This window comes from Ensifer sp. R1-3 (assembly GCF_056739175.1).
This window is the reverse complement of the sequence record NZ_CP096515.1, coordinates 3066676-3080554: the sequence shown is the minus strand read 5'-3', so window position 1 is coordinate 3080554 and position 13879 is coordinate 3066676. Positions and strand designations below refer to the sequence as shown.

Sequence of the window (13879 nt, the reverse complement as noted above, 5' to 3'; positions counted from 1 at the left end):
TTGGGAGGGCTACCGCCCGCCGCTGACGGTGAGAATGGTTCCCGTCACGTAAGTCGCCTTGTCGGACAGGAGATAGAGAATTGCATCGGCAACCTCACCGGCCGTTCCGGGCCGCTGCATCGGGATCGTGGGTGCGAGGTCGCGGGCGCGGTCGGGCAGCCCGCCGGAGGCATGAATTTCCGTATCGATGATGCCGGGCCTGACCGCGTTCACGCGTATGCCCTCGGTGGCGACTTCACGCGCCAGTCCGACCGTGAAGCTGTCGATCGCGCCCTTCGTGGCGGCGTAGTCGACATATTGCCCGGGCGCACCGAGCACGGCGGCGATGGAGGAGAGATTGACGATCGAACCGCCCCGCCCGCCGTGGCGCGCCGACATTCGCAGCACCGCCTCGGCGGCGCAACGGATGGAGCCCGTCACGTTGACGCGGAACAACTGCTCGATCCGCTCGGGCGAAACCTCGTCTACGCGCTGCGGCGGACCGATGATCCCGGCATTGTTGACGAGGCCGTCGAGACGGCCGAAGGCGGTGTCGACAGCGGCAAAGATCGCCCTCACGCCCTCTTCCCTGCCCACGTTGCCCTCGACGGAAACGGCCGTGCCGCCGGCTTCCGCGATGCGGCGGACCACGTCCTCGGCCGCATCGCGATTGGACGCATAGTTGACGGCGACCCTCCAGCCTTCGCTGGCCGCGGCAAGCGCGACCGCGGCGCCGATGCCGCGGCTGCCCCCGGTGACGAGAAGCACGGGTCCGTCGCTCATGATCCACACCCCTTGAACTGGAAGACATCGGAACTGTCGGTGGTACCCTTGCCTTCGCCCCAGGCGCTCGATTCGCGCAGCGACGGTCCGAAATCCGGAAGCAGGATCCGATCGGCTGCGGGCGCGTCCTCCGGCTGAAGCAGTCCGATCTGGCCGGCCTTGTCGACCGCATAGATCGGGCCCTGCCAGACGGTGCAGGCCTCGAGTTCCGCGCCGGTCACGTCGCCGGTCGGGCAATCGTTCATGACGATCCCGTTCGCCCGCAGTGGTTCGCCCGACTGCATCACGACGCCATCGAGCAAAACCCCGGTGTCCCCGATCCTGACCTTGAAGTGATTGCTGGTGACTGCCGCCTCCGATCCGACGGGCTCGAAGTGCAGCTCATAGGTTCCGGCCGGATCGGCATAGACCGCCTGCGCCTGGGTGCACTCGTCCGCAAGCGCCGGTGCTGCCGAAAGCATAAGCGAAGCGAAAAGAACGTTGCGGCCGCAGATCATCACGCGGCCTTTTCCGTCGCCAGCTTCAGTCCGAGCGCGATGAAGACCATGCCGCTCGCCCGGTCGATCCATTTGCTCGCACGTGTGAAGGCCGCCCGCATCCGCGGCGTCGTCATGAACAGGCTGACCCCGACGAACCAAAGGATCAGCGCGCTCGCCATGACGAAGCCATAGCCGAATTTGACCGTCATCGGCGTATGGGCGCTGACGACCGTCGAAAAGATCGACAGGAAGAAGAAGACCGCCTTGGGATTGAGCGCGTTGGCGGCAAAGCCGAGCCCGAAGGCCTTCAGCGCCGACTGCTGCCGGCGGGCTTCGCCGGACTCGGCCGCTTCTTCGACCGCGATCTCCGTCTGGCCGGCGCGAAGGGCCTTGATGCCGATGTAGATCAGGTAGGCGACGCCGCACCATTTGACGATGTTGAAGAGGTAGATCGACTGCGAGATGATCAGCCCGAGGCCGAGAATGGTGTAGGTCACGTGGAACATCAGCGACGCGCCGATGCCGAAGGAGGTGATGACCGCCGCGCGGCGGCCGTGCACCAGCGATTGGCGCAGCACCATGGCGAGGTCGGCGCCGGGCGAAACGATGGCGAAGGTGAAGATCGCCATTAGCGAAGCGAGTTCGATCAGATAGCTCATCATGTTTTGCGACCGGTGCTTACGATGCCCAAACTGTCCGGGATGCGCGCATAGCGTGCCCCCGAAACCTAACCTCTGGTTCCGTGGCTGTCGATGCCCGTCAGACGCGCGTCCCGGCACGGGCATCGGTGGAGATGGAAACGGGGGCACGCGGCCCCCGCCATTCCCTGGAGCGGGATGAGGAAAAGCGTGTGCGGTTTTCCGCCCGCATCCCGCGTCTCATGACTTTGAGTCGACCCGACCTAAAATCACCGTGATCTAGAGATCCAGCACCAGGCGTTCCGGATCCTCGAGGCTTTCCTTGACGCGCACGAGGAAGGTCACCGCTTCCTTGCCGTCGACGATGCGGTGATCGTAGGAGAGCGCCAGATACATCATCGGGCGGATGACGACCTGACCGCCGATCGCGACCGGGCGGTCCTGGATCTTGTGCATGCCGAGGATGCCCGATTGCGGAGCGTTGAGGATCGGCGAGGACATCAGCGAACCGTAGACGCCGCCGTTGGAGATGGTGAAGGTGCCGCCCTGCATGTCGGCCATGGACAGCGTACCGTCGCGCGCTGCCTTTCCGAGACGGCCGATTTCCTTCTCGATCTCGGCGATCGACATCTGGTCGGCATCGCGCACGACCGGCACGACGAGACCCTTGTCGGTGCCGACGGCGACGCCGACGTGGCAGAAGTTCTTGTAGATGATCTCGGTGCCGTCGACCTCGGCGTTGACAGCCGGCAACTCCTTCAGCGCATGCGTCACGGCCTTGGTGAAGAAGCCCATGAAGCCGAGCTTCACGCCGTGCTTCTTCTCGAAGATGTCCTTGTACTTCGAGCGCAGGCTCATGACGGCGCTCATGTCCACCTCGTTATAGGTGGTGAGCATAGCCGCGGTGTTCTGCGCGTCCTTCAAACGCCGGGCGATCGTCTGGCGCAGGCGGGTCATCTTCACGCGCTCTTCGCGGGCGGCATCTTCCGCCGGCGCCGGCGCGCGGGCCTGAACCTTGGCCGGTTCGGCTGCAGCCGGAGCCGAAATGCCCTTGGCGACGGCCGCGAGCACGTCACCCTTCAACACCTGGCCGCGCTTGCCCGAGCCGTCGATCTGATCGGCGGAAAGATTGTTCTCGGCGATGAGCTTGGCGGCGGCCGGGGCCGGCGGCATCGACGTGGACGTCTGCGTCGCGGCAGCGGCGGCCGGCTGTGCGGCCGCAGCCGGAGCAGCGGTGGCGGCAGCAGGTTCAGGCTTCTTCTCGGCCGCAGCCGGCGCAGCGGCGGCAGCACCCGCGCCCTCGGCGATCTGCCCGAGCAGCGCGCCGAGACCCACGGTTTCGCCCGCCTGCGCGACGATTTCGCTGAGCGTGCCGGCGGCCGGGGCCGGAACTTCGATCGTCACCTTGTCGGTCTCGAGCTCGAGGATCGGCTCGTCGGCCTTGATCGCGTCGCCGACCTTCTTGAACCAGGTGCCGACGGTCGCTTCGCTGACGGATTCGCCAAGGGTGGGAACGCGGATTTCTGTTGCCATGAGTTTTGTTCCGTTGATCAGATTTCTGTTTCTAGCTCTTTGAGTTACGCGCTCCCGGACGGAAGACCGCTACGCACTTTCCTGGAAGTGCTCCAGCGATCGGCAGACCGTGAGGGGCTTCGTCAGCCCCCCAGCGCATCCTCGAGGAAGGCGGCAAGCTGTGCCAGATGCTTGGACATCAGGCCCGTCGCCGGGGAAGCGGCGGCCGGACGGCCGGTATAGCGCACCCGCTGGTACTTGGCATCGATATGGGCAAGAACCCACTCCAGATAGGGATCGATGAACGACCAGGCGCCCATGTTCTTCGGCTCTTCCTGGCACCAGACCATCTCCGCGTTGCGGAAGCGGCTGAGCTCGTTGATGAGCGCCTTGGCCGGGAACGGATAGAGCTGTTCGACGCGCAGCAGGTAGATGTCGTCGATGCCGCGCTTCTCGCGCTCCTCCAGAAGGTCGTAATAGACCTTGCCCGAGCACATGACGACGCGACGGATCTTCGAATCCTTCTGCAGCTTGATCGGACCGTCCTTGATAACCTCGGCATCGTCCCAGAGGAGACGATGGAAGGAGCTCTCGCCGGCCATTTCCGACAGGCTCGAGACCGCCCGCTTGTGACGCAGCAGCGACTTCGGCGTCATCAGGATCAGCGGCTTGCGGAAATCGCGCTTCACCTGACGGCGCAGGATGTGGAAATAGTTCGCCGGGGTCGTGACGTTGGCGACCTGCATGTTGTCTTCCGCGCAAAGCTGCAGGAAGCGTTCCAGCCGGGCGGAGGAATGCTCCGGCCCCTGGCCCTCGTAGCCGTGCGGCAGCAGGCAGACGAGGCCCGACATGCGCAGCCACTTGCGCTCGCCCGACGAGATGAACTGGTCGAAGACCACCTGCGCGCCGTTGGCGAAGTCGCCGAACTGGGCTTCCCAGAGCGTCAGGGCGTTCGGGCGGGCGAGCGAATAGCCGTATTCGAAGCCGAGCACCGCCTCTTCCGAGAGCATCGAATTGATGACCTCGTAGCGTGCCTGGGTCGGCGACAGGTTGGCGAGCGGAATGTATCGCTCTTCGGTCTCCTGATCGTAGAGAACCGAATGGCGCTGCGAGAAGGTGCCGCGCTCGCAATCCTGACCGGAGAGGCGGATCTTGGTGCCCTCGGTGACGAGCGTACCGAAGGCGAGCGCTTCCGCCATCGCCCAGTCGATGCCCTCGCCGGTCTGGATCATATTGGCGCGGTTTTCCATGAAGCGCTGGATGGTGCGGTGCGCGCTGAAGCCGGCCGGAATTTCGGACAGCTTGCGGCCGACCTCCTTCAACTGCTTCATCGGCACCGAGGTCCGCCCGCGGCGCTGCTCATCCTGGTTGTCGGCCGTGCGCAGGCCCGACCAGGCGCCGTCGAGCCAGTCGGCCTTGTTCGGCTTGTAGGACTGGCCCGCCTCGAATTCCTGTTCGAGATGGGCGCGCCAATCGGCCTTCATCTTCTCGACTTCGCCTTCGCTGATCAGGCCCTCGGCGATCAGCCGGTCCGAATAGAGCTGGACGACGGTCCTGTGCGCACGGATCGCCTTGTACATCTTCGGCTGCGTGAACGCCGGCTCGTCGCCCTCGTTGTGACCGAAGCGGCGGTAGCAGAACATGTCGATGACCACCGGCTTGTGGAACTTCATCCGGAATTCGGTCGCGACCTTGGCCGCATAGACGACCGCTTCCGGATCGTCACCGTTCACGTGGAAGATCGGCGCCTCGATCATCTTCGCCACGTCCGACGGATAGGGCGAGGAGCGCGAGAAGGCCGGGTTTGTGGTGAAGCCGATCTGGTTGTTGATGATGAAGTGCACCGTGCCGCCGACACGATGCCCGCGCAGGCCGGAGAGGCCGAGAATTTCGGCGACCACGCCCTGGCCGGCAAATGCCGCGTCGCCGTGCAGGATCAACGGCATGACCTTGACGCGTTCGCGCAGCGGAATGATGTCGCCTTCGAATACGGTCGCCATCTGGTCCTGCTTGGCGCGCGCCTTGCCCATGACGACCGGATTGACGATCTCGAGATGCGACGGGTTCGCCGTCAGCGACAGGTGGACCTTGTTGCCGTCGAACTCGCGGTCCGAGGAAGCGCCCAGGTGATACTTGACGTCGCCGGAGCCTTCCACGTCATCGGGCGTGTAGGAGCCGCCCTTGAACTCGTGGAAGATGGCGCGGTGCGGCTTTGCCATCACCTGCGAGAGAACGTTGAGGCGGCCGCGATGCGCCATGCCCAGCACGATCTCCTTGAGGCCGAGCTGGCCGCCGCGCTTGATGATCTGCTCGAGCGCCGGGATCAGCGATTCGCCGCCGTCGACGCCGAAGCGCTTGGTGCCCTTGTACTTGACGTCGATGAACTGCTCGAAGCCTTCCGCCTCGATGAGCTTCTGCAGGATCGCCTTCTTGCCCTCGGGGGTGAATTCGACGCCCTTGTCCGGACCTTCGATGCGTTCCTGTATCCAGCCCTTCTCTTCCGGGTTGGACATATGCATGAATTCGACGCCGATCGTCGAACAATAGGTCCGTTCGAGGATCTCGACCATCTCGCGCACGGTCGCATATTCGAGGCCGAGCACGTTGTCTATGAAGATCTTGCGGTCGTAGTCCTTCTCTTCGAAGCCGTAGGTCTTCGGGGAGAGTTCGTCGTAATCCTCGACCGGATCGGCAAGGCCGAGCGGGTCGAGCTTGGCGTGCAGGTGGCCGCGCATGCGATAGGCGCGGATCATCATGATGGCGCGGACGGAATCGCGCGTCGACTGATGCACCTCGGCCTCGCTGAGCGCCACGCCGGCAACGGCTGCGGCTTCCTCTGCCTTCGCCTTCACCTTCTTTTCGATGACCTTTTCGACCGTGCCCCAGTCGCCGTCGAGGGCCGAGACGAGTTCGCCATTGGCGGGAATCGGCCAGTTCTGCTTCTTCCAGGAGGCGCCCTTGGCCGCCCTCACCACATCTTCGGGCCGGTCGGCAAGCGCCTTGAAGAAGGACTGCCACTCGGCCGAAACGGATGAGGGGTCCGCTTCGTAGCGCGCATGGAGCTGCTCGATATAGGCGGCATTGGCGCCGTCCAGAAAGGATGTGAGCTGGAATTGCTCGTTGGCCTCTTGCCTTGTCATGGTCTATCGCGGACTTCAGCCCGCCTCCTGACTTAAGTTGGTGTGCCGGGTTGTCCCGGTCATGTTTGCCTTCTGCCGGATCGGCGCCTTTCAACGGTCAGGCGCGTCGCTCCGGCTGCGTCGGCCCGGTTCCGGCTGTTCGCCATCTGCACCGGACTTGACGCTCATCATCGTATCTTTCGTGGCTCCAATGGGGCGGCATGGTCTGCCGCCCCGCTGCAAAGTGCCACGGCGACCTTTATGCGTCCGACAGGACGCGCGGGCGCCGCAGGATCGTTCGTCAGCCCTTCAGGACTTCGACCAGCGTCTTGCCGAGGCGTGCGGGCGAAGGCGAGACGCGGATCCCGGCCGATTCCATAGCCGCGATCTTGTCTTCCGCACCGCCCTTGCCGCCGGAGATGACGGCGCCGGCATGGCCCATGGTGCGGCCGGGAGGCGCGGTACGGCCCGCGATGAAGCCGACCATCGGCTTCTTGCGGCCGCGCTTTGCCTCGTCTTTCAGGAACTGCGCCGCTTCCTCTTCGGCCGAGCCGCCGATCTCGCCGATCATGATGATCGACTTGGTCTCGTCGTCTGCGAGGAACATTTCCAGCACGTCGATGAACTCGGTGCCCTTGACCGGGTCGCCGCCGATGCCGACTGCCGTCGTCTGGCCGAGGCCTTCATTGGTCGTCTGGAACACCGCCTCGTAGGTCAGCGTGCCGGAGCGCGAAAGCACGCCGACCGAGCCCTTGCGGAAGATGTTGCCCGGCATGATGCCGATCTTGCATTCGTCGGGCGTCAGCACGCCCGGGCAGTTCGGGCCGATGAGGCGCGAAGAGGACTTTTCGAGCCGGGCCTTGACCTTCACCATATCGGCGACGGGAATGCCCTCGGTGATGCAGACGATGAGCGGGATTTCGGCGTCGATGGCCTCGATGATCGCCGCGGCGGCACCGGCCGGCGGGACATAGATCACGGAAGCGTTGGCGCCGGTCGCGTCGCGCCCTTCGGCAACGGTAGCGAAGATCGGCAGTTGCTCGCCCTTGGCGCCGGTCCAGGTCTCGCCGCCCTTCTTCGGGTGGATGCCGCCGACCATCTTGGTGCCGTTATAGGCGAGTGCCTGCTCGGTGTGGAAGGTACCGGTCTTGCCGGTCAGGCCCTGAACGAGAACCTTGGTGTCTTTGTTGATCAGGATGGACATGAAACCTCAGGCTCCCTTCACGGCTGCAACGATCTTCTGGGCGGCGTCGTCCAGATCATCGGCGGAAATCACGTTGAGGCCCGATTCATTGATGATCTTCTTGCCGAGCTCGACATTGGTGCCTTCCAGGCGCACGACGAGCGGCACCTTGAGGCCGACTTCCTTGACCGCTGCGAGCACGCCCTCGGCGATGACATCGCATTTCATGATGCCGCCGAAGATGTTGACGAGGATGCCCTTCACCGCCGGATCGGCCGTGATGATCTTGAAGGCCTGGGTGACCTTTTCCTTCGAGGCGCCGCCGCCGACATCGAGGAAGTTCGCGGGCTCGGCGCCGTAGAGCTTGATGATGTCCATCGTCGCCATGGCAAGACCGGCGCCGTTGACCATACAGCCGATATTGCCGTCCAGGGCGACATAGGCGAGGTCGTATTTCGACGCCTCGATTTCCTTGTCGTCCTCTTCCGTCGTGTCGCGCAGCGCGACCACGTCCTCATGGCGGAAGAGCGCATTGCCGTCGAAGGAGACCTTGGCGTCGAGGACGCGCATCCGGCCGTTCGTCATGACGATCAGCGGATTGACCTCGAGCAGGCTCATGTCCTTTTCGACGAATGCCTTGTAGAGGATCGGGAAGAGCTTCTCGGCGTCGGCACGCGCTTCGCCTTCGAGCTTCAGCGCGTCGGCCAGCGTCTTCAGATTTTCTGCGGTCACACCCTTTTCCGGATCGATCGCAACGGTGACGATCTTCTCCGGCGTATGTTCGGCGACCGCTTCGATATCCATGCCGCCCTCGGTCGAAACGACGAAGGCCACCTGGCCGACGGAGCGATCGACGAGGATCGAGAGATAGAGCTCGCGGTCGATATCGGCGCCGTCCTCGATATAGAGGCGGTTGACCTGCTTGCCGGCCGGACCGGTCTGCTTGGTCACCAGCGTGTTGCCGAGCATGTCCTTGGCATTGGCGACGACCTCGTCCACCGACTTGGCCAGGCGCACGCCGCCCTTCGCATCGGGGCCGAGTTCCTTGAACTTGCCCTTGCCGCGGCCGCCGGCGTGGATCTGGCTCTTCACCACGTAAAGCGGCCCCGGCAGCTTCTTCGCGGCCGCCTCGGCCTCGTCGGCGGAGAAGATCGCGACGCCTTCCGCGACCGGCGCGCCATAGCTCTTCAACAGAGCCTTGGCCTGGTATTCATGGATGTTCATGGGTTCTTTCCTGTCTGATAGGCCGGATGGCGGTTACTTCAGGCTGGGTGCGATGTTGATGCAGGCTTCGCAAAGGCCGGCGACGGCCGCAACCGACTTGTCGAAGGCTTCCTTCTCGCCCTTGTTGAGGTCGATCTCGATGATGCGCTCGATGCCGCCGGCACCGATCACGGTGGGCACGCCGACATACATGTCCTTGACGCCATACTGGCCGGAGAGATGAGCGGCGCAGGGCAGCACGCGCTTCTTGTCCTTGAGATAGGCTTCGGCCATTTCGATCGCCGAGGCGGCCGGCGCATAATAGGCCGAGCCGGTCTTGAGCAAGCCGACGATCTCGGCGCCGCCGTCACGGGTGCGCTGAATGATCTGGTCGAGCTTTTCCTTGGTGGTCCAACCCATCTGGATCAGGTCGGGCAGCGGGATGCCGGCAACCGTCGAATAACGCGCGAGCGGCACCATGGTGTCGCCATGGCCGCCGAGCACGAAAGCGGTGATGTCCTTGACAGAGACGTTGAACTCCTCGGCGAGGAAGAGCCGGAAGCGCGAAGAGTCGAGCACGCCGGCCATGCCGACGACCTTGTTCTTCGGCAGGCCGGAGAACTTCTGCAGCGCCCAGACCATGGCGTCGAGCGGGTTGGTGATGCAGATGACGAAGGCGTTTGGAGCGTATTTCTTGATGCCGGCGCCGACCTGTTCCATGACCTTGAGGTTGATGCCGAGCAGATCGTCGCGGCTCATGCCGGGCTTGCGCGGCACGCCGGCGGTGACGATGCAGACGTCGGCGCCCTCGATCGCGGAATAGTCGCTCGCACCGGTCAGCGATGCATCGAAGCCCTCGACCGGGGAGGACTGCGCGATGTCGAGACCCTTGCCCTGGGGAATGCCGTCGGCAATGTCGAAGAGGACGATGTCGCCCAGTTCCTTCAGGCCGGCGAGATGCGCCAGCGTGCCACCAATCATCCCCGAACCGATAAGTGCGATCTTGTTGCGCGCCATGAAAGTGCTTCCTTTGTGATCCCAAAATGATCAAGGCCTGAAACGCGGCAAACGCCAAACCTTCGCGAAAGCCCTTAAACGGCAAAGGGAAAAATATCAATCGATACTTTTTGGCAGAGCAATTTCAATCGGTTAGATCGTAAAATTCTTACGTAAACGTAAGAACTGATGTCGCCGGACCGTCATTCCGCCGCTGAATTTTGCGGGTGAGCCGCGGCATATTCCTGGCTTTGCATCTCGATCAGACGCGAAACCGTACGGTCGAATTCGAAGCCTTCGGTGCCCTTCCTGGCGGTCAGCAGATGCTGCGGTTCCGCGGCAGCCGAGGCGAACAGGCGGGCGCCCTGGTCGTAGAGGGCATCGACAAGAATGATGAAGCGCTTCGTCTCGTTGCGCAGGTGCGGCCCGAGATGCGGAACATGGTCGAGGAAGATGGTGCTGTACTGCGCGACGATCGCAAGATAGTCGGCGGCACCGAGCGGCTGCGCGCACAGGTCGGCAAAGGTGAACCGCGCGGCCCGGCCGGCCGCCGCCGGCACGCGGATCGTCCGCCCCTTGCGGCCGATCTCGGCCGAGGCGGCCGGCGCTCCGCTCGTCTCCCGATACCAGGCACGATCCATGGCGGCTTCCGTTTCGGGCCCGAGCGGCGACAGCCACACGGGCGCGCCATCGGTCTTGCCCAGGCGATAATCCGTTTCCGTATCGAGCGAGATTATCTCGGCATTCGCCTTCAGGAGATCGATGAACGGCAGGAAGAGACCGCGATTGAGGCCGTCGCGATAGAGATTGTCCGGCTCGACGTTTGAGGTCGCGACAAGCACGCAGCCCTTGGCGAACAGTTCGCCGAAGAGCCGCGCCAGGATCATCGCATCGGCAATGTCGGTGACGGTGAACTCGTCGAAACACAGAAGCCGCGCTTCGCCGAAGAGATCGGAAGCGACGGGCGGGATCGGATCGGCCTGCTTCGTCTCGCCGTTCTTGAGCTTCTGCCGGTGCCTGTAGATGCGCTCATGCACATCGGCCATGAATTCGTGGAAATGGGCGCGGCGCTTGCGCTGGATCGGCACCGCATCGAAGAACATGTCCATCAGCATGGTCTTGCCGCGCCCGACGCCGCCGTGGATATAGAGGCCCTTGACCGGCGGCTGGTCCCTCTTGCGCGCCGCAAAGAGCCAGCCGAGCGCATTGGTCTTGCGCGAGGGGCGGCTTGCCAGGAGATTTGCCGTCAGGCTGTCGAGCCTTCTTGCGATTGCGAATTGAGCGGGGTCACGCTGCCGTTCGCCGGCGGCAACGAGCGCCTCGAGCTTGTGAAGAATGCTGTCGTCAGGATTGAGCACGATGCGCTTCTATCGTTTCGTGGTTTTGCGGCTCTGGTCCATCATGCGGCGTGAAGCGGAGAAATGCTCAGATCACCTGCGGCATCACGCGCGCGTTCCAGTTCATAATGGCTTTGGAGATTGATCCAGAATTCCGGCGTCGTACCAAAGGCCTTGGAAAGCCGCAGAGCCGTATCGCCGGTAATGCTCCGGCGTCCCTTGATGATCTCGGTGATCCGGTTCGCCGGAACGCCGATATGACCCGCCAGCTTGCGGGCGCTGATATTCATCGGCTCGAGAAACTCGCTGGCGAGGATTTCGCCGGGCATGATAGGATCAATGATAGTCGCTGATTTCGACATCGTAGGCGTCTCCGTTCTCGAAGCGGAAGCAAATCCGCCATTGCTGGTTAATGCGGATCGAATACTGCCCCGCCCGATCACCTTTCAGCGCTTCCAGCCGATTGCCGGGCGGAACACGCAAATCCTCGATGCGCGTAGCCGCGTGAAGCATGAGAAGCTTCACGAGAGCGGGTTTCTGAAACGCGCCAAAGCGGCGCGTTCGCTGCCGCTTGAACACTGCTTCAGTCTCCTTGTTCCCGAAGCTTTGAATCATACGCGATACGTAACACGCTGCACATGGAGAGCGCAACAGAGGGGTTCGAGAACGTTATCGGATGAGGCAACGCGGGCGGAAAGCCCACGCACAGCTAGCTCAAGCAGCGCTAATCACGATGATTTTAGGTCGGATCGACCTAAAATCATGAACGTGATCGATTCCTGCAAGTTGAGATGCGGGATGCGGGCGAAACCGCACACACTTCTCCTCCGCCCTAGCGGCTGAGGCTGACCGGCTGCCCGCCATTGGTCGAGCCGTCGAAGCGCGCATCGGCCGTCTTGTAGAGCCGGGCGATCGGATTGCCGCTGCGATCCTTGAGCACGACCTGCTTGCCCGCCACCTCCCACGACCCCATGGCCGTTAGCTCGCCGGCGCAGCCGCGCGTGCCGCCGCGCGAACCGCTGCCGAGATTGGTGAGCGTCAGGAACATGTCGCATGAACTGCCGGCACTCGAAACGCGCCAGTTGCCGACCATCGATTCCTTCGTCACGTCGAGCGCATTGGTGGCTGCGGCCACTTCCGTGCCGGCAGCAGCGCCGGGCGCTGCAGTGCCTGTCGTCGGTGCGGCCGGGAACTGCGACGCCCCGGCCGGAGGCGGCAGCTGCCCCGCCGAGACGGAGGGTACGGGCTGCGCCTGCAGGGGAGCGGGAGCGCGAGAAACATCCTGAGATCCGAAACCACCGAAGGACGTCCGCTGGCATCCGGTTAGCGCAAGTACAACCGCCAACCCGGCCGCCGCATGTGAAACCCGCATATCTTTACCCCCGATATTGTCCGCGAACCATAACGCAACGCGATAATATAGGCCGAATTACAGCAAAACCACCTTTCAAATCAAGGCAAGCCATTTCGCGCCCGGCAGTTGCAGGATTGAGACGCCCGACGAATTCGCTCGCATGTGCCTTCACACGGACACGGGCCCGCCCCGGCGGGCGGCCGGGCGCGATGCTCAGAGTGCCGCGCCCGTCTGCCGGTCGAAGACATAGACCTGGCTGCGGTCCATCGCCGCCCTGAAGAGGGATCCGTGGCGGGCCGGGTGATCGCCGTCGACGACGGCGGTTATCTGTTCGCCGGCGAATTCGAAGAGCACATGCGTCTGGGCACCGGTCGGCTCGACCAGCAGCGTCTGGCCGGCAATGGCATTGCCCTCCCCGCCTGCGACGAAATGTTCCGGGCGCAGACCGATCCGGACCGCCTGCCCGGGCCGCACCTTGCGCTCGGGCGCGATGCGGATCGCCGACCCGTCGCCGAGGCGCACCGCCGGCTCCCCGTCATCGGCATCGACCGTTCCGTCGAGCACGTTCATGGCCGGCGAACCGATGAAACCCGCGACGAAGAGGTTGGCCGGGGTGCGGTAGAGCTCCAGCGGTGTGCCCACCTGCTCGATCCTGCCGCCGTTCAAGACGACGATGCGGTCGGCGAGCGTCATCGCCTCGATCTGGTCGTGAGTCACGTAGATCGAGGTGGTGGCGACCTTCTGGTGCAAGGCCTTGATCTCGGTGCGCATCTGTACCCGGAGCTTGGCATCCAGATTGGAGAGCGGTTCGTCGAACAGGAAGACGGCCGGATCGCGGACGATCGCCCGTCCCATGGCGACGCGCTGGCGCTGGCCGCCGGAAAGCTGACTCGGCTTGCGATCGAGAAGCTCCGTCAGCGCCAGCATGCGCGCCGCCTCGCCCACCTTTTTGTCGATCTCGGGACGGGAGAGACCGGAGAGCTTGAGGTTGAAGCCCATGTTCTCGGCGACCGACATGTGCGGGTAGAGCGCGTAGGACTGGAAGACCATGGCGATGTTGCGCTCGCGCGGCGTCAGCGGATTGACCACCTTGCCGCCGATCAGCACCTCGCCGTCGCTGATCTCTTCCAATCCGGCGATCATGCGCAGCAACGTGGATTTGCCGCAGCCGGAGGGACCGACGAGCGCGATGAATTCGCCCTCCGCGATCGAGAGAGACACGCCGTGGACCACTTCGAGCGCAGCGTAGCTCTTGCGGATGTCCCTGAGTTCGACCGATGCCATATGCTTTCTCCT

General features: G+C 63.7%; 13 protein-coding genes. All 13 read right to left on the bottom strand.

The features are described 5' to 3' along the window. Positions 1 to 9: 9 nt before the first annotated feature. A complete protein-coding gene (locus M1D43_RS14715; protein ID WP_153314814.1) occupies positions 10 to 762 on the bottom strand; it encodes an SDR family oxidoreductase in 753 nt (250 codons plus the stop codon). After that, on the bottom strand, positions 759 to 1259 hold the full coding sequence (locus M1D43_RS14710) for a hypothetical protein (RefSeq protein ID WP_010970378.1): 501 nt from the start codon (positions 1257 to 1259) through the stop codon (positions 759 to 761). The genes M1D43_RS14715 and M1D43_RS14710 overlap by 4 nt, the downstream gene beginning before the upstream one ends. Beyond that, entirely contained in the window at positions 1259 to 1903 is a 645-nt protein-coding gene (locus M1D43_RS14705) for a LysE family transporter (RefSeq protein ID WP_003530269.1), read from the bottom strand. The genes M1D43_RS14710 and M1D43_RS14705 overlap by 1 nt, the downstream gene beginning before the upstream one ends. A 255-nt stretch (positions 1904 to 2158) precedes the next feature. Continuing rightward, positions 2159 to 3412, bottom strand: a complete 1254-nt coding sequence (gene odhB, locus M1D43_RS14700) for a 2-oxoglutarate dehydrogenase complex dihydrolipoyllysine-residue succinyltransferase (RefSeq protein WP_010970379.1) — start codon at positions 3410 to 3412, stop codon at positions 2159 to 2161. Between the two features lie 122 nt (positions 3413 to 3534). Then, positions 3535 to 6531: a 2-oxoglutarate dehydrogenase E1 component gene (locus tag M1D43_RS14695; RefSeq protein WP_028011346.1), complete on the bottom strand. Its 2997-nt coding sequence runs from the start codon at positions 6529 to 6531 to the stop codon at positions 3535 to 3537. Between the two features lie 280 nt (positions 6532 to 6811). After that, positions 6812 to 7714, bottom strand: a complete 903-nt coding sequence (gene sucD, locus M1D43_RS14690) for a succinate--CoA ligase subunit alpha (protein WP_003530262.1) — start codon at positions 7712 to 7714, stop codon at positions 6812 to 6814. Positions 7715 to 7720: 6 nt separating this feature from the next. Beyond that, positions 7721 to 8917, bottom strand: coding sequence for an ADP-forming succinate--CoA ligase subunit beta (sucC, locus tag M1D43_RS14685; protein ID WP_003530260.1), 1197 nt, complete (start codon positions 8915 to 8917; stop codon positions 7721 to 7723). A gap of 33 nt (positions 8918 to 8950) precedes the next feature. Beyond that, positions 8951 to 9913: a malate dehydrogenase gene (mdh, locus tag M1D43_RS14680; protein ID WP_003530257.1), complete on the bottom strand. Its 963-nt coding sequence runs from the start codon at positions 9911 to 9913 to the stop codon at positions 8951 to 8953. Between the two features lie 182 nt (positions 9914 to 10095). Beyond that, positions 10096 to 11250 carry a cell division protein ZapE gene (gene zapE / locus M1D43_RS14675; RefSeq protein WP_318854092.1) on the bottom strand — a complete coding sequence of 385 codons (1155 nt, stop codon included), beginning with the start codon at positions 11248 to 11250 and terminating at the stop codon, positions 10096 to 10098. Positions 11251 to 11291: 41 nt separating this feature from the next. Then, entirely contained in the window at positions 11292 to 11591 is a 300-nt protein-coding gene (locus tag M1D43_RS14670) for a HigA family addiction module antitoxin (RefSeq protein WP_003530252.1), read from the bottom strand. Further along, complete coding sequence (locus M1D43_RS14665) at positions 11566 to 11844, bottom strand: type II toxin-antitoxin system RelE/ParE family toxin (protein ID WP_003530250.1); 279 nt, start codon at positions 11842 to 11844, stop codon at positions 11566 to 11568. The genes M1D43_RS14670 and M1D43_RS14665 overlap by 26 nt, the downstream gene beginning before the upstream one ends. Positions 11845 to 12061: 217 nt before the next feature. Further along, entirely contained in the window at positions 12062 to 12601 is a 540-nt protein-coding gene (locus M1D43_RS14660; RefSeq protein ID WP_003530248.1) for a protease inhibitor Inh/omp19 family protein, read from the bottom strand. A 195-nt stretch (positions 12602 to 12796) separates the two neighbouring features. Continuing rightward, positions 12797 to 13867: an ABC transporter ATP-binding protein gene (locus M1D43_RS14655; RefSeq protein ID WP_013844902.1), complete on the bottom strand. Its 1071-nt coding sequence runs from the start codon at positions 13865 to 13867 to the stop codon at positions 12797 to 12799. Positions 13868 to 13879 lie beyond the last annotated feature (12 nt).